Below are 15,263 nucleotides of genomic sequence, written 5' to 3' on the forward strand. Positions count from 1 at the left end.
GATTGGGTGGTGAGAGGTTACCGTTGAAGCCGATCCAACGCCTCGCCACTGCGCTTGAACCAACCCATCAAATAATCCGCCAGCACTTGGGTGCGCTTCGGCAAACCGCCTTGATACGGGTGCACCAGGTACATCGGCATGCTGCGAGTATGATAATCGCGCAGGAGCCAGCGCAAACGCCCGTCAGCCAATTCCTCTTGCAGCAAATACGATGGCAAACGCGCAATGCCCGCATCCGCCAGCGCGGCCTTCTTCAAGAGGTTGTAGTGGTTGCTGGCGAACGGCCCCGAGACTCGCACCCGCAGTAACTCGTGCTGTTGGTGATAGAGCCATTCTTCGCGACCGCTGTAATGGCTGTTGAGCAGGCAGCGGTGTTCGGCCAGGGCTTGAGGCGTCAGTGGTTCACCGAATCGCTCAAGGTACGCTGGGCTGGCGCAAGTCATCTCGTGCCAGGCCAGCAGCGGACGGGCAACCAGGCGTTCGTCGTTGGCTACTTCCGAGCGGATCGCCAGGTCGAAACCGTCCCGGGACAGGTCACGGTAGTTATTGTTGAGCTCCAGTTCGATCTGCACCTCGGGGTACTGCCGGGAAAACTCCAGCAGCGCGCCGTCAAAGAAGGTTTCCCCCAATGAAACCGGAACCGTCATCCGCACAGGGCCGGCCATGTCGTCTTTCAACCGCGCCAAGGCCTGACGCGCTCGCTCGACTTGAATCACCAGTGCCTGGGCTTGCGGCAATAGCGCCGCGCCTGCCGCCGTCAGGCTCAAGCGGCGTGTGGTGCGTTGTAGCAACACCACGGAGAACCGCGTTTCCAGCAGGCTGATGCGCTTGGAGAGTTGCCCTTTGCTGCAGCCCAGTTGCTGGGCAGCCAAGGTGAAACTGCCCGCCTCGATCAACACCGCGAATGCCGCCAGGTCGTCCATTTCGCTCATGGGATTGTTTCCATTTGAAAACCAAAGGTTGCCTATTAGCCCGCTTATCTATGGAAAAAACCACTCTAAACTTAAATTTAAATCCAACCCATTCAGGTACATTGCGATGAAAATTCTTTTGATTGGCGCCTCTGGCACCGTCGGTTCGGCCATTGACCATGAACTGTCCCAGCGCCACGAAATCATCCGTATCGGCCGTAAAAGCGGTGAGTTTCAGGTCGACATCAGTGACAGCGCCTCGATCCGCAAATTATTCCAACAGACCGGCAACTTCGACGCGCTGATCTGCGCCGCCGGCAGCGTCAACTTCGTGCCGCTGGCGACCATGACCGAACAAGACTTCGAGCTCGGCTTGCGGGATAAGCTGATGGGTCAGGTCAACCTGCTGCTGATCGGCCGGGAATTCGCCAATGACGGTGCGTCATTCACCTTCACCACCGGCATCCTCAGCCACGATCCGATTCGTACGGGTAGCTCGGCCTCGCTGGTCAACGGCGCCCTCGACAGTTTCGTCCGTGCAGCAGCGATCGAACTGCCGCGTGGCCTGCGCATCAACTCGGTCAGCCCCAATGTGCTGGTCGAAGCCATGGGTAGCTACGCCCCGTACTTCCGTGGCTTCAAACCGGTTCCCGCCGCCGAAGTGGCGCTGGCCTACGCCAAAAGCGTGGAAGGCTTACAGACCGGCCAGACCTATCGCGTCGGCTAAACCCAACACGCCCCGGAACAAAAGATCGCAGGCTTCGCCAGCTCCTACAAAAGCACCGCGTACACCCCGGAGGAGCTGCCGCAGGCTGCGATCTTTTGATCTTGATTCTGGGAAAGCGAGGACATTGCAGGGTTGTGATGAACGGTCAGGCTGAGTAACGTGGCGACACTTGTCAGGAGACTCAAAGATGCGTGTTGCCCGTTCCTTGGTGCTTGTTGCCCTGCTTCCGCTGTTCGCCGCTTGCCAGTTGCTTGATGGCCCGCGCGAAAGTGCTTCCCATGTGGGCCAGACCCGCCTGCAGGGCCAGTTGACGGCGGCCGACGGCAAGCTGCTGTTCCAGCCGTGCAATGAGCAGCGCAGTTTGGTGGTCAACGACACCGGCGGCACCAGCGTCCTGCAAGAAGCCGCAAGCCTGGCCGATGATCAGGGCAAGCTGTTCGCCGACGTGCGCGGCCGGATCACCGCCAGCGGCCAGCTGGATCTGGAGCAGTTGTACCGCGTCGAACGCTCGGGCACGGCGTGCGACGATCCCAATTTCAAGCAGCTGACACTGCGCGCCGCCGGCCATGGCCCGGAATGGAACGTCAGAGTCAGCGGCAAAGGCATGGTCATCGACCGCGCCGGCCAGCCGCCCTTGGCCCTGCCGTACGTTGAAGAGCAACTGGGCGATGGCCGCTTCAACCTCAGCACCGAAGCCAATAACCAGCGCATCGAGCTCTGGGTCGCGCCGCAACGTTGCGTCGACAGCAGCACCGGCAGCGTGCAACACATGAGCGCCGAGCTACGCATCGATGGCCAGGTGCAACGCGGCTGCGGGTATTTCGGCGGATCGCGTAACGACTGATCGTTTTTGCCTCACGGGAATCATCCTTTGAGGCTTATAATCGCGGGCTTCAAACGCCTTGGCGCAGTTGTGCGCCCCGCGAACCGGATCCCGTCATGTTACGAATCACCGAACTCAAGCTGCCGATCGACCATCCCGAAGAAGACCTGCGCCCTGCCATCGTGCAGCGCCTGGGCATCGCCAGTGATGACCTGCTCGATTTCACCTTGTTCAAGCGCAGCTACGATGCTCGCAAAAAGTCCTCCGAACTGTGCTTCATCTACACCATTGACCTCAACGTTCGCGATGAGGCGGCGGTACTGCACACATTCGCCGATGACCGTAACGTCAACGTGGCGCCGGATGTCAGCTACAAAGTGGTCGGCCAAGCGCCGGCCGACCTGAGCCAGCGCCCGATCGTGGTCGGGTTCGGCCCCTGCGGGATCTTCGCCGGACTGCTGCTGGCGCAGATGGGCTTCAAGCCGATAATTCTCGAACGTGGCACCGAAGTGCGTCAGCGCACCAAGGACACCTGGGGCCTGTGGCGCAAAAGCGTGCTCAACCCCGAATCCAACGTGCAGTTCGGTGAAGGCGGCGCGGGTACGTTCTCTGACGGCAAACTCTACAGCCAGATCAAGGACCCGAAATTCATCGGTCGCAAAGTCTTGCACGAGTTCGTCAAGGCCGGCGCGCCGGAAGAAATCCTCTACGTCAGCAAACCGCACATCGGTACGTTCCGTCTGACCGGTGTAGTGGAAAACATGCGTGAGCAAATTCGCGCCATGGGCGGCGAAGTGCGCTTCCAGCAGCGCGTCACCGATGTGTTGATCGAAGATGGCCAACTGGTCGGCGTCGAGCTCAATGGCGGCGAGCAGATCCATTCCAAACACGTGATTCTGGCCCTCGGCCACAGCGCCCGGGACACCTTCCGCATGCTCCACGGCCGCGGCGTGTACATGGAAGCCAAGCCGTTCTCGGTGGGTTTCCGCATCGAGCACCCGCAATCGCTGATCGACCGCGCACGCCTGGGCAAGTACGCCGGGCACCCGAAACTCGGCGCTGCGGACTACAAACTGGTGCACCACGCCAGCAACGGCCGTTCGGTCTACAGCTTCTGCATGTGCCCGGGCGGCACCGTCGTGGCGGCGACCTCCGAGCCGAACCGCGTGGTCACCAACGGCATGAGCCAGTACTCGCGTAACGAGCGCAACGCCAACTCCGGTATCGTCGTCGGGATCACCCCGGAAGTCGACTATCCAGGTGGCCCGCTGGCCGGCATCGAGTTGCAGGAACGCCTGGAATCCCACGCCTTTGTGTTGGGCGGCAGCAATTACGAAGCGCCAGCGCAATTGGTCGGCGACTTCATTGCAGGCAAGCCGTCGACCGAATTGGGCAGCGTCGAGCCGTCCTACAAGCCGGGCGTTGCCTTGGGTGATTTGGCCCTGGCGTTGCCGGCGTTCGCCATCGAAGCGATTCGCGAAGCCTTGCCGGCGTTCGAGAAGCAGATTCGTGGCTACTCGCTGCACGACGCCGTGTTGACCGGGATCGAGACGCGCACGTCATCGCCACTGCGGATTACCCGTAACGAGTCGATGCAAAGCCTGAACGTGAAGGGCTTGTTCCCGGCGGGTGAAGGCGCGGGTTATGCGGGCGGGATTCTGTCGGCGGGTGTCGACGGGATTCGGATTGCCGAAGCGGTGGCCCGAGACATCCTTGGCCTCGAGGCCTAAGGAACGATCACACGCCCCTGTAGGAGCGAGGCTTGCCCGCGAAGAAGTTGACGCGGTCTTTCTGAAAGACCGCATTATCGTTCTTCGCGGGCAAGCCTCGCTCCTACAGGGGGCGGTGTTTGGTGTCAGATATTGGCGCGCAACACGCTGGCCGGCAACGGCTCGCCGCGCTCGACACTCGCCGCCACGGCATCCATCAAACCACTCAACTCATACCCCTGGGCCTTGAGCCAGGCCTGATCGTAATAGGTGGTGGCGTAGCGCTCGCCGCCATCGCACAGAATCGCCACGATCGACCCCGACTCCCCCGCCGCCTTCATCTGTTGCGCCGCCATCAGCGCGCCAATCAGGTTGGTGCCGCTTGATCCGCCTACATGCCGACCCAAACGCTGCGCCAGATAGTGCATGGCCGCCAGCGACAAGGCGTCCGGCACCTTGACCATCGCATCGATCACTTTGGGCAGGAACGACGCTTCCACTCGTGGCCGACCAATGCCTTCAATCCGTGATCCGCAATCCAGGCGCAAGCTGGCGTCGCCAGTCTGGTAATAATCGAAGAACACCGAACGCTCGGCATCGGCGCACAACACGCGGGTGCAGTGCTGGCGATAGCGCACGTAACGGCCGAGCGTCGCGGTGGTGCCGCCGGTGCCGGGACTGGAAATCAGCCAGCTCGGTTCCGGATGTTGCTCGAAGCGCATCTGCTGGAAGATCGATTCGGCGATGTTGTTGTTCGCCCGCCAGTCGGTGGCGCGTTCGGCGTAGGTGAACTGGTCGATGAAGTGCCCGTCGTGTTCGCGAGCCAGGCGTTCGGACTCGGCGTAGATCTGCGTCGGATCGTCCACCAGATGGCTCTTGCCGCCGTAGATAGCGATCTGCGCGATCTTTTCCTTGGACGTGCTTGCGGGCATCACTGCAATGAACGGCAACCCCAGCATCCGGGCGAAGTACGCCTCGGAAATCGCCGTCGAACCGCTGGAGGCTTCGATCACCGGCGCACCCGGTTTGAGCCAGCCGTTACACAGGGCGTAGAGAAACAACGAGCGCGCCAGCCGATGTTTCAGGCTACCGGTGGGATGGCTCGACTCATCCTTGAAGTACAACTCGATGCCCGGCAACCCCGGTAACGGCATGGGAATCAGGTGGGTGTCAGCGCTGCGCTGGAAGTCGGCTTCGATGATCCGGATGGCTTCGCGGGCCCACTGTCGGTTGTCGCTCATGATGGTTTTCTCGTTGAATCAGGCAAAGAGTCGGCCTTGTCGCAAGGCTCAGCCCACAAGCTTAGGAAAGAACCTACATCATGCACAGATACAGCTGAGGTCCAATACGTCCGGCAACTGCTAGGCTCAGGCCTTTGCTGACCGCCCACGTTGTAACGGCATATAACAAAAAAGAATATAACTTTTGTTTTAACAACTAACGGTACGGGTTAGGGTGTGCCACCTTTTGAATTCATCGATGGAGAGCGACCTTGCCTCTGCGTAGCACGTTCACGCGTTTCTTTCAGTTGGAAGCTGCCAGCGGTCTGTTATTGATCGCCGCGGCCGCTCTCGCCCTGATCATCAACAATTCATCACTGTCGTGGCTCTATAGCGGGCTGCTGGACACCCCCGTGGTGGCTCAGATCGGCGCGCTGAAAATCGCCAAGCCACTTTTGTTGTGGATCAACGACGGCCTGATGGCCCTGTTCTTCCTGCTGATCGGCCTGGAAGTGAAACGCGAAGTCCTCGACGGCCAACTGTCGAAACCGTCGCAGATCGTCTTGCCCGGCGCGGCGGCGATTGGCGGCATGGTGGTGCCGGCGCTGATCTACTGGTTCCTCAACCGCGACAATCCGCCCGCCCTGAGTGGCTGGGCCATTCCGACCGCCACCGATATCGCCTTCGCCCTCGGCGTACTGGCCCTGTTGGGCAAACGCGTGCCGGTGTCGCTGAAACTGTTCCTCATGACCCTGGCGATCATCGACGACCTGGGCGCGATCATCATCATCGCGATCTTCTATTCCGGCGCACTGTCGACCTTGTCCCTGGCATTGGCCGCAGCCTGCATCGCGGCCTTGATCGGGATGAACCGACTCGGCGTGGTCAAGCTCGGGCCGTACATGATCATCGGGCTGATCCTCTGGGTCTGCGTGCTCAAGAGCGGCGTGCATGCCACGCTGGCCGGTGTGACCCTGGCCTTCTGCATCCCACTGCGTACGAAAAACGCCGAGCCTTCGCCGCTGCTGACCCTGGAACATGCCCTGCATCCGTGGGTGGCCTACGGCATCCTGCCGCTGTTTGCCTTCGCCAACGCCGGCCTGTCACTGAGCGGCGTGACCACCGAAAGCTTCACCCACGACGTGCCGATGGGCATCGCCGTCGGCCTGCTGCTGGGCAAGACCGTCGGCGTGTTCGGCCTGACCTGGCTGGCGGTAAAAATCGGCATCGCCGCCCTCCCCCAAGGCGCCAACTGGGGCCAGGTGCTGGGTGTGGCGATCCTCTGCGGCATCGGTTTCACCATGAGCCTGTTCGTCGGTTCCCTGGCCTTCGTGCCCGGCACCAGTGAATACGCCGGGATGGATCGAATGGGGATTCTGACCGGCTCGATACTGGCGGCATTGCTCGGTTATGCGGTGACGGCAGCAGCGAGTCGCAAGAGCACTGCGCTGCAGTCCTGAACGATAGAGAACACTCTTAGCGACATTCAGGATTCGTCCTACAGCCACGATTAGCCACGTTCGTTAACGTCGTGCAGCCCCTCTTTCAGGGGTTGCCGATGGACGAGCGAAAGGACAATCAGTGGCTGGCCACAAGGACATCCCCCGGGTGAAAAACCCACCGTCAGGCGACGGGCATCACGTCACCCATCGCTACATGACGGCCACCGAACTGGCCGAGCGCGATGCCAGGCAAAATGCCTACGACGCTATGCTCGCCCGGCAGCAAGCCTTCGAAGACAGCCTTCAGGTCGCTGCGAAAAAGGACAACGTTGTCCGCGCGGGCTGCGTATTCGCCAAGTCCTGCAAACTGCCCGATGCAATCATCGACTACACGAATCCCTCTGGCGTTGTTCCGACTGACAGTCTGAAAGACTACGGCGAACTGGTTCTGCTCGGCGCTCGCGAAGCCGATGAAAGCGGTGTTGTACCGCTCAAGAAAATCAGTGGCACTGCGATTCCGGCGGGTTTCGGCAGCTTCGCGCTAGCCGGCTCAGCGTTCACCGCACTGCCCGCCGTCGCCGCCAGCACCGCCGCGGCCACCTTGGCAGGCCTGGTGGCGCTGATCATACCGTCGAGCCTTGGCGACAGCTCACTCTATACCGAAGACCAACTGCGATCCCTCAAACAGGCCCGCACTCGCGTACGCCTCAGAGTCGAGCAACAGGCTGACGGCAGTCTCAAGGGATACGGTTTCTACACCGGTAAAAACCGTGACTGGGAGATGGTCGATGTCGCGCAATTCACCTTGCGCGGCAGTCAGCAGGTGGCGGATCTTGGTGACGGCATCGAGCTGATCTGGACACCGGCCGAGGACGGTTCAAACATCCTCGGCATCCCCGCCCTGGAAGCCGCACCGCAAGCACCGCACATCTGGGTTTACCCACCGACGAAGGCGGCTGACAGCATCATCGTGAATCCGGTGTACCCGCCTGAGTACAAGGATTTCATTCTGGTGTTTCCGGCGGATTCGGGGGTGTTGCCGGTTTATATTGTGGTGAATGTTTCAGGAAGACGGGTTCCTAACCCCGATCACGACTATCACTCTGCACCTGAAACAGAGGAAATCACTGGTTTCTTGGGCTTGAAAGAAGCAAAAAAGAAAACCCCACGACAAGGGGGCGGTGGACTTCGAGAGCGTTGGATTGATGCCAAGGGTCGAACAATTTATGAATGGGACTCTTTGCATGGGGAGCTGGAAGCTTATCGGGCAAGCAATGGAAGCCATCTAGGCTCGTTCGACCACCTGACAGGCAAGCAAATAGACCCGCCTAAAAAAAACCGCAGCATTAAAAAGTATTTGTGAGGCCAAGATGGGACTGAAGATCAGATTGGACTGGTATGACAAAGAAACGGAAATAGCAGCCGGAAAAGAATACTCCGCCGATCTTGGTGATGACGGTTCAGTAATCGATGCATTAGGCCTGATGGCGGAAAGCGAGATCTACGACGGTGGATTTGACGTTTTATCGGCGTGGGTGCCAGAGCTTCAGCCTCTGTTCAAGCATAAGATCAATACTGCAGCTTTTGATTACCAAGTTGCATTTCGATATCGGAAAGTATGGTAATTCCCCCAAAAAACACAAAACCCCGACCAGTCACCTGATCGGGGTTTTCTTTTACCCTTCGCTCCGCTTAGTGCGTAACGCGGCTGGTGCCATCAACCGTGGCAATCCGCACCCGCTCACCCACGCGGAACACTTCGTTTGGCTGAACTTCCTGCACGTAGGCGCGCATGCTGCCATCGTCTTCGCGCACGGTGATTTCAACACCTTGCGTACGGGTCAGGCCTTCTTCGGCGGCCGAGCCTATCAGGCCGCCGGCGACAGCACCGATGACCGCTGCGACAATGCTGCCGCGACCGCCGCCGATGGAGCTACCGCCGACACCACCCACGGCTGCGCCCGCGACGCTGCCTATCGGGGTTTTGGTGCCTTCGATTTTCACCGGACGCAAGGCTTCGATGGTACCCATGCGAATCGTCTGCACACGACGCGCTTCGTCACGGGAGTAGGAGTCACCGGTCAGGCTCGATTGGCAGCCAGTGAGCAACATCGCCATCGTGGAAAAGGAAGCAACCAGCAGAACAGACTTACGCATAGCATCAAACTCCATAGGACAGGTATCCATTAAACTCCGCAGCTTGACGCCTGTCACGGCATTGCCCGGATAAAATTGGTTTCATTCAGGCCAAGTACAGGCACTCTCGAACTCAGCACACAGTAGCGCCAAATTACAAAATCTGCGCCGCTGACCCAAGGATTTTCATGGATTACTTCATCATTGTTGTCACGACCGTCGCCGGCTTGTACTTCCATTGGTGGCTGTACGTGCGGATCAAACGCTGGATGGACCGCGATCTGGCGTTGTCACTGGCGGGTATAGACGAACAGAAAAGAGCCTTCATGCTCCAGCAACTGGCGAACGCTCAAACGCAGAAGATCAAGCGGCGGGACCTGCCTCAGTGGCTGGCGGCCGCTGCGGCAGGGTATCCCGATCGGTAGGCTATTTACGGCGCCAGACGCTCACGCACCCAGTCGTTGCCTTGCAAACGATAGTTGAGGCGATCGTGCAGACGGCTCGGACGGCCCTGCCAGAATTCGATGCGCTCGGGTAGCAAACGATAACCGCCCCAGTGTTCGGGGCAGTGAGGCTGAGTATCGCTGAAACGTTGCTCGGTGTTCTTGAGCAGCGCTTCCAGTTCGCCGCGATCGGCGATCACCCGGCTCTGGGGCGAGGCCCAGGCACCGAGGCGGCTGCCCAGAGGACGAACCTGATAATAAGCGTCGGACTCTTCAGGCGTGACCTTCACCACCCGCCCTTCGATGCGCACCTGACGCTCCAGGGCCGGCCAGAAGAACGTCATGGCCGCAAATGGATTGGCTGCCAGTTGCTGACCCTTGTCGCTTTCATAGTTGGTGAAGAAGGTGAAGCCCTGCTCGTCCAGGCCCTTGAGCAGCAGAATGCGGCAATGCGGCCGCCCCTGCTGATCGACGGTGGCCAGCGTCATGGCATTCGCCTCCACCGGCACCTGCTCGGTTTTCACCGCATCGGCAAACCACTGATGGAACAGCGCGAACGGCTCGGCCGGGGCTTGCGCCTCGGTCAGGCCATCTCGGGTGTAGTCGCGACGCATATCTGCCAAGGGCCGGGTCATGGCGCATTCCTTTTGGTTAACGAATCACTTCTTTGTGTCATCGGCGACAGCGACTTTCTTGGTGTCGACAGCGGCTTTGGCCGGCGCAGTCTTTTTCACCACGGCTTTTTTGGCTGGAGCCTTGGCAGCTGCTTTCTTGGCCGGTGCCTTTTTCGTCGCCGGCACAGCCGCTTTCTTCGCAGCAGGCGCCGGGGTCACAGGCTTGGCCACCGGCTTGATGTCTTGCGCAGCGACCACGGTTTTCACTGGTGCAGGAGCCGGCATGTTGTACTTGCTCAGCAACGCGACCATGGTGTTTGCCGGCGTCACCAACAGCTCGACGCGACGGTTCAAGGCACGACCTTCGGAACTGTCGTTGGCGGCGCGCGGAGCCTCACCACCCATGCCACGCAGCATCAGGCGATCACGCTGCAGACCGCTGAGACGGAAGATCGCCGCCACCGCTTGGGCACGCTCCTGGCTCAGCTTCACGTTGGCCGGAGCGGCGCCCGACGTATCACTGTGACCGAGTACCAGCACGGCAGTCTTCGGATCGACTTCGAGGATTTTCGCGACACGGGTGAACGGGCCGAGGGTCACCGGCAGCAGCATGGCCGGACGGTCAGGGTTGAACGAGCCTTCTACCGGCGCAGTGACGACCAGCACGTTTTCACGACGCTCGAGTTTCAGATTGCTGTCCTTGATCGCCTCACGCAGGCGCGGTTCGTAGTCGTCGAGCCAGGCTTGGGTGACTTTCGGGTCGGGCATCGGCACGGCCTTGGCGGTGCTCTGCTCCTTACCGCCGAACGGCCACCACCAATTGCCACCGGCATCGGCTTCAGCCTTGGCTACAACGGCCGGCTTGGCTTCAGGTTTAACGTCTGGTTTCACGTCCGGTTTGGCCACTTTGTCGGCAGCGTCATCGGAACCGAACGGCCAGTACCAAGGGGATGCACTTTCAGCCTTGGCGACGGGTGCTGTTGCAGCAGGTTTCAGCGCGGCCGGGGCCGGTTCTTTGGTCGCAACCTTGTCGGATGAACCGAACGGCCACCAGCTGCCGCCGTCTGCGTCATTTTGTGGGGTTTGTGCGCAACCGGTGATAGCGAAGCACAGGGCCAGGGCGAGAGTTTTATTGGATGACATTGGATATCCACAAAATGAAGTAATGAAGAATCAGACCGGGTTAGCCCGGATAAACAGCGCTTTGAAACCACAAAGGCTTTCGGGTTCCGGCCCTGGCCCCCTTAAGCGTGATTTACAGACAAGTGGCCAGTACTCGCACAAGCTGTTGGGCTCGTGGATCCATCAAGACGTACGGCCCCAGGGTATTTGTCACAAAGCCGAAGGCCACATCGTGTTCTGGGTCAGCAAAACCGATGGAACCGCCGGCGCCGGGGTGACCGAACGCCCGTGGGCCGAGGCCGTAGGTGGCGTTGGGTACGTCCGGTTGATCGAGCATGCAACCCAGGCCGAAGCGGGTCCGGGTCAATAAAGTCTTGTCTTCGCCGACGCTGTGTTCGCGGGTCAGCTCGTCGAGCATTTCGCTTTCCAGCAGGCTGCCGTCGAGCAAACCGGCGTAGAACCCGGCCAGGCTGCGGGCATTGCCGTGGCCATTGGCGGCCGGCTGCTGCATGCGCCGCCATTCCGGTTTGTTGGTGCTAGTCATTATAGACGGCGGGTTGGTGAAGGCCCGCGTGCTCATGGCCGTCGGCTCGCGCATGGTCACTTGCAGCAAGCGCTGGGCCGCGGCATCGCCAAGGTTGCCCTTGCTGCGGGCAATGTGCGCCACGCGATGGAACTCTTTGTCGGCGAGGCCGACGTGGAAGTCCAGCCCCAAGGGCTTCGCGACCCGCGCCACAATGGACTCGCCCGGCCCACGACCGTCGGCGCGACGCAGCAACTCACCGACCAGCCAGCCATAGGTGATCGCCGCATAACCGTGACCTTCACCCGGTGTCCACCATGGTGCTTCGGCGGCCAGGGCATCGACCATGGTCTGCCAGTCGTAAAGTGCTTCTGGCGCCAGCAATTCGCGCAGGGCCGGCAGGCCGGCCTGATGGCAGAGCAAGTGGCGCAGGGTCACGGATTCTTTGCCGGCGGCGGCGAACTCGGGCCAGTAGCGAGCGACTGGAGCATCCAGTTGCAGCTTGCCTTCGGCCACCAGTTGCAGCGCGGTCACGGCGGTGAAGGTCTTGGTGCAGGAAAACAGGTTGGCAATGGTGTCGCTGTGCCAGGCTTCGGTGCCGTCCTTGTCGGCGGTACCGCCCCAGAGGTCGAGAACGGTTTCCCCGCCAATGCGGATGCACAACGCCGCGCCACGCTCCTGAGGATCGTCGAACAGCGCCGCAAAAGCTTCGCGCACCGCTTCTAACTTAAGCTCGTAATGACCCTGAATCTGCACCCACAACTCTCCTGGATAAATGCTCTATAAAGTGGCCCGCATTGTTCCAGCCCTTGAGGGTTTTGGGAACAGGGCCAGGCCGGGCGGTCGCCCATGGAATTAATCAGGAGCCTCTGTGGCGAGGGAGCTTGCTCCCGTTGGGGCGCGGAGCGGCCCCTTATCCCCAGAATGGGACTGCTGCGCAGTCCAACGGGAGCAAGCTCCCTCGCCACAGGGGATATCAGTGCTTAATGACCATTGCCCGAATGCCCACCCGCATGGCCAGCGCCCTGCTCTGCACCTTTGTCGGCAGCACCTTGCTTGCCGCCCTCGCCTTCATGGTTCCCGGTGGCTTTTTCCGCCTCGGCCCTGGCCTTCTCGGCCTCTTTGCCGAGTTGATCGACAGTCTGCACATTGCTTTTGCGCACCGTGTCGACAAAGCCCTGGAACGGTAGATCAGTGATACCCACCAGCCCGAAGTGACCGTTCTCGCCGTCCAGCAGGCGACCCGTCACCGGTTGATCGAGGTACTGGAACCAATGCACCCCGATAATCGACGGTTCGCTCATCGCTTGTTTGAGGAAATTGGCGTAGGCCGGGCCGCGGTCTTCTTCTTTCGCCAGTTGTGTCACGCCACCCCAGAACGGGCCGCGATCCGTCGAACCGAAATTGAATTCAGTGATCAGTACCGGCTTGTCCAGGCTGCGCAGTCTGGCGAAGTCGTAACCATCCTGGGGTTGCAGGGTGTACATATTGAAGCTCAGCACGTCGCAGTATTGCGCGCAGGACTCAACGGCTTCAGGGGTGCTGACGGCAAAACGACCGCCCAGTAACAACTGATTCGGCGCATGCCACTTGAGCGAGTCGGAGACGGTTTTGAAGTACGTGTCGGCGAACACTTTCTGGAAGTATTTGAAGTCGGCTTCGATTTCCGGGTACTCGGCGCTCGGCTGCGGCGGCACGAAGCCCGGGTCTTCCATCAGTTCCCAGGCCGGCAGATCAATGCCCCATGCCTTGGAAAGGCCCGCCTGGTTGCGGTACTTGTCACGCAGCTGTTTGAGGAAGGCACGTTTGGCCGGCACATCGGTGGTCATTTTCAAAGTGCCGTAGGCCAGCGCGTAACGAGCCTTCGGGTCATCGCCGGGACCGGCCCAGGCCAGTTCGTTATCGGCGAAGTAACCGATCAGCCAAGGATCGTCGCGATGGTCGCGGGTGGCGATGGCTACGGCGCGCTCGGTGGCCATCGCGAAACGCGGATCGAACGGATCGGGCATGCCGCCCCACCAATCGGTGCCGGTGCTGATGCTGGCGTAATCGCCGACGATCGACAGTGGCAAGGTGTACGGCACTCGGTCAGTGTTGCCAAACACCGGTGCGCTCCAGTTGCCGAGGGTGTTGAAACCCCAGGCTTGCAGGCGATCGAGGGTGTGACTGGCCCAACGCTTTTCGTCGAAAACCACTTTGCAAGGTTCTGCGGCCGTTTGCTCGGCGGCTTTTTCGACTAACGCTTCAACGGCGCCAGTCTTGGCCGCTTCGGCAACCCCGGCGCCGGATTCGGTCGCCGCAGGAGCGGCTGATTGCTCGGTGGCCTTAGCTGCCGTCGCCTCGACCGCATCGGTCTTCGCCGCTTCGGCGACACCGACCTTGGTGTCGCTGCCCGGTGCACAAGGTTTGCCATACAGACGCTGCAGGTTGGCGCCATAGAAATCGTACCAGCGCCCGGCGTTGTAGGCTCGGCCCTGATCGGCGCCATTGCCGCCACGGTTGTCGCCTTCGCCATAGTAGCTGGCAAGGGGCTCGTCGGGTTTGGGCAGGGACTCGAACATCCATTCGCGACCGGCGACGTAGGTCTGGTTTGCGCTCGGGGTCACGCTGTTGACGCCGAGGGAATAGAACGGATGCCCTTCGGGGGTCACCAGGTACCAGCGGCCATCACGCTTTTCGGTGCGGAAAAAGCCGCTGGCCTTGAATGCCTGGCCTTTGGTCCAGCCGCCGAACTTGTCCAGGGACTGTTTCTCGCGCTCGGCCAGCCAGGTTTTCAGTTGTTGCTGTTCTTTGGTCACGGCAGACTTCAGTTGCTCGTCGCTGCTGACCTTCTCTGGCCACTTGGCCCGGGTCGATTGGCCGTAGGCGTCCACCAGACCGCCGTAAGCGGCCTTGGTGACAGCCTCGCCGTCCTGCACGCCGAAGCGTTCGAGCAGGATGCTTTGGGCGACTTTCGGCTGATCCATCGACAAGGTCACTGACACCACTTGGCTGCGGTCCAGCTCACCGGCGCTGCTGGCCAGCAATACACGCTGGCCTTCGAAGTTGATCGGCATCGGCGGGCCGGCTTTCATGCCCTGGCTCAACGGTGTACTCGGCTGCAGTGGCACCAGCAGGGTTTGCGCAGGGCCGGCCGGCAGATCAACACGGCTGACCAGGGTCTTGCCGTCGTTGCTCTGGATTTTCACGTACAGGGTCACGGCCCAGTTCATCGCGCTCTGGATCCGCAGGCTCATGACGCCCGACTGCGACCAGTCCCAGGCACCGGTCTGCGGCGTCAGACGCAAGGTCGGCTGGGCGACCGGGTTGAAGGTCACGCGGCGCAGCACTTCGCCTTCGGCCGTTTGCTCCGCGTTGGATTGCGGCAGGCTGGCGTCCTGGGTCGCCACCTGAACCACATCGGCGGGACGCACAAAGTTGAACAGCGTCTGCTGGCTGGCAGGGGCCGCCAGCAAAGGGGCTGCGAACATCAAGGCAAAAACAGCAGGCAACGAACGGCGAATCATAGGAACGAGGTTCTCCCTAACGACCTTCAATGGGCCAGTGGAAAAGCGATGGCAGAGAGATAGACAACGCGGTGGGCAAATTTGCCC

14 protein-coding genes are annotated in these 15,263 nt (G+C 60.7%); 7 read left to right on the top strand and 7 right to left on the bottom strand.

Features of this window, described 5'->3' with window-relative positions; genetic code table 11:
- Positions 1–17: 17 nt before the first annotated feature.
- Positions 18–932 carry a LysR family transcriptional regulator gene (locus PMI18_RS03015; protein ID WP_007906679.1) on the bottom strand — a complete coding sequence of 305 codons (915 nt, stop codon included), beginning with the start codon at positions 930–932 and terminating at the stop codon, positions 18–20.
- 106 nt (positions 933–1,038) lie between these two features.
- On the opposite strand from PMI18_RS03015, the gene PMI18_RS03010 reads away from it, so the two are divergent.
- The 3 genes from PMI18_RS03010 to PMI18_RS03000 all read left to right on the top strand — a co-directional run bounded on the left by PMI18_RS03010 (position 1,039) and on the right by PMI18_RS03000 (position 4,191).
- Positions 1,039–1,638, top strand: a complete 600-nt coding sequence (locus tag PMI18_RS03010) for a short chain dehydrogenase (RefSeq protein ID WP_007906681.1) — start codon at positions 1,039–1,041, stop codon at positions 1,636–1,638.
- Between the two features lie 187 nt (positions 1,639–1,825).
- Positions 1,826–2,482, top strand: coding sequence for a COG3650 family protein (locus PMI18_RS03005; protein ID WP_007906683.1), 657 nt, complete (start codon positions 1,826–1,828; stop codon positions 2,480–2,482).
- A 95-nt stretch (positions 2,483–2,577) separates the two neighbouring features.
- Positions 2,578–4,191 (top strand): NAD(P)/FAD-dependent oxidoreductase, encoded by a 1,614-nt coding sequence (locus tag PMI18_RS03000; protein WP_007906685.1) that lies wholly within the window; start codon positions 2,578–2,580, stop codon positions 4,189–4,191.
- Positions 4,192–4,316: 125 nt separating this feature from the next.
- Here PMI18_RS03000 and PMI18_RS02995 read toward each other — a convergent pair whose 3' ends face one another.
- A complete protein-coding gene (locus tag PMI18_RS02995; protein ID WP_177319040.1) occupies positions 4,317–5,414 on the bottom strand; it encodes a PLP-dependent cysteine synthase family protein in 1,098 nt (365 codons plus the stop codon).
- Positions 5,415–5,662: 248 nt separating this feature from the next.
- Between PMI18_RS02995 and nhaA the strand changes: the two genes are divergently transcribed.
- The 3 genes from nhaA to PMI18_RS02980 all read left to right on the top strand — a co-directional run bounded on the left by nhaA (position 5,663) and on the right by PMI18_RS02980 (position 8,457).
- The gene (gene nhaA, locus PMI18_RS02990) at positions 5,663–6,850 is read left to right on the top strand and encodes a Na+/H+ antiporter NhaA (RefSeq protein WP_007906697.1); all 1,188 of its coding nucleotides are present in this window, start codon (positions 5,663–5,665) and stop codon (positions 6,848–6,850) included.
- 121 nt (positions 6,851–6,971) lie between these two features.
- Positions 6,972–8,195 carry a colicin E3/pyocin S6 family cytotoxin gene (locus PMI18_RS02985; RefSeq protein ID WP_007906699.1) on the top strand — a complete coding sequence of 408 codons (1,224 nt, stop codon included), beginning with the start codon at positions 6,972–6,974 and terminating at the stop codon, positions 8,193–8,195.
- Between the two features lie 7 nt (positions 8,196–8,202).
- Positions 8,203–8,457 (top strand): colicin E3-like toxin immunity protein, encoded by a 255-nt coding sequence (locus PMI18_RS02980; RefSeq protein WP_007906701.1) that lies wholly within the window; start codon positions 8,203–8,205, stop codon positions 8,455–8,457.
- A gap of 67 nt (positions 8,458–8,524) precedes the next feature.
- Here the strand turns inward: PMI18_RS02980 and PMI18_RS02975 are convergent, their stop codons facing one another.
- Positions 8,525–8,989, bottom strand: coding sequence for a glycine zipper 2TM domain-containing protein (locus PMI18_RS02975; RefSeq protein ID WP_007906703.1), 465 nt, complete (start codon positions 8,987–8,989; stop codon positions 8,525–8,527).
- A 167-nt stretch (positions 8,990–9,156) separates the two neighbouring features.
- Here PMI18_RS02975 and PMI18_RS02970 point away from each other — a divergent pair, with 167 nt between their 5' ends.
- Positions 9,157–9,393 (top strand): hypothetical protein, encoded by a 237-nt coding sequence (locus tag PMI18_RS02970; RefSeq protein ID WP_007906705.1) that lies wholly within the window; start codon positions 9,157–9,159, stop codon positions 9,391–9,393.
- A gap of 5 nt (positions 9,394–9,398) precedes the next feature.
- Here PMI18_RS02970 and pdxH read toward each other — a convergent pair whose 3' ends face one another.
- From pdxH to PMI18_RS02950, 4 genes are all read right to left on the bottom strand, one after another.
- Positions 9,399–10,046, bottom strand: a complete 648-nt coding sequence (gene pdxH, locus PMI18_RS02965) for a pyridoxamine 5'-phosphate oxidase (protein WP_007906707.1) — start codon at positions 10,044–10,046, stop codon at positions 9,399–9,401.
- Between the two features lie 24 nt (positions 10,047–10,070).
- Positions 10,071–11,168 carry an OmpA family protein gene (locus PMI18_RS02960; protein ID WP_007906709.1) on the bottom strand — a complete coding sequence of 366 codons (1,098 nt, stop codon included), beginning with the start codon at positions 11,166–11,168 and terminating at the stop codon, positions 10,071–10,073.
- Between the two features lie 112 nt (positions 11,169–11,280).
- Positions 11,281–12,426 (bottom strand): EstA family serine hydrolase, encoded by a 1,146-nt coding sequence (locus PMI18_RS02955; protein WP_007906711.1) that lies wholly within the window; start codon positions 12,424–12,426, stop codon positions 11,281–11,283.
- A 227-nt stretch (positions 12,427–12,653) separates the two neighbouring features.
- Positions 12,654–15,176: a hypothetical protein gene (locus PMI18_RS02950; protein ID WP_007906713.1), complete on the bottom strand. Its 2,523-nt coding sequence runs from the start codon at positions 15,174–15,176 to the stop codon at positions 12,654–12,656.
- Positions 15,177–15,263: the final 87 nt, after the last annotated feature.

The organism is Pseudomonas sp. GM102 (assembly GCF_000282555.1).
GTDB lineage: Bacteria > Pseudomonadota > Gammaproteobacteria > Pseudomonadales > Pseudomonadaceae > Aquipseudomonas.

What these genes read in the sequence shown, in the direction of transcription:
- PMI18_RS03015 (WP_007906679.1), bottom strand. Translation starts at nt 932, where the DNA reads ATGAGCGAAATGGACGACCTGGCGGCATTCGCGGTGTTGATCGAGGCG.
- PMI18_RS03010 (WP_007906681.1), top strand. Translation starts at nt 1,039, where the DNA reads ATGAAAATTCTTTTGATTGGCGCCTCTGGCACCGTCGGTTCGGCCATT.
- PMI18_RS03005 (WP_007906683.1), top strand. Translation starts at nt 1,826, where the DNA reads ATGCGTGTTGCCCGTTCCTTGGTGCTTGTTGCCCTGCTTCCGCTGTTC.
- PMI18_RS03000 (WP_007906685.1), top strand. Translation starts at nt 2,578, where the DNA reads ATGTTACGAATCACCGAACTCAAGCTGCCGATCGACCATCCCGAAGAA.
- PMI18_RS02980 (WP_007906701.1), top strand. Translation starts at nt 8,203, where the DNA reads ATGGGACTGAAGATCAGATTGGACTGGTATGACAAAGAAACGGAAATA.
- PMI18_RS02975 (WP_007906703.1), bottom strand. Translation starts at nt 8,989, where the DNA reads ATGCGTAAGTCTGTTCTGCTGGTTGCTTCCTTTTCCACGATGGCGATG.
- PMI18_RS02970 (WP_007906705.1), top strand. Translation starts at nt 9,157, where the DNA reads ATGGATTACTTCATCATTGTTGTCACGACCGTCGCCGGCTTGTACTTC.
- pdxH (WP_007906707.1), bottom strand. Translation starts at nt 10,046, where the DNA reads ATGACCCGGCCCTTGGCAGATATGCGTCGCGACTACACCCGAGATGGC.
- PMI18_RS02960 (WP_007906709.1), bottom strand. Translation starts at nt 11,168, where the DNA reads ATGTCATCCAATAAAACTCTCGCCCTGGCCCTGTGCTTCGCTATCACC.
- PMI18_RS02950 (WP_007906713.1), bottom strand. Translation starts at nt 15,176, where the DNA reads ATGATTCGCCGTTCGTTGCCTGCTGTTTTTGCCTTGATGTTCGCAGCC.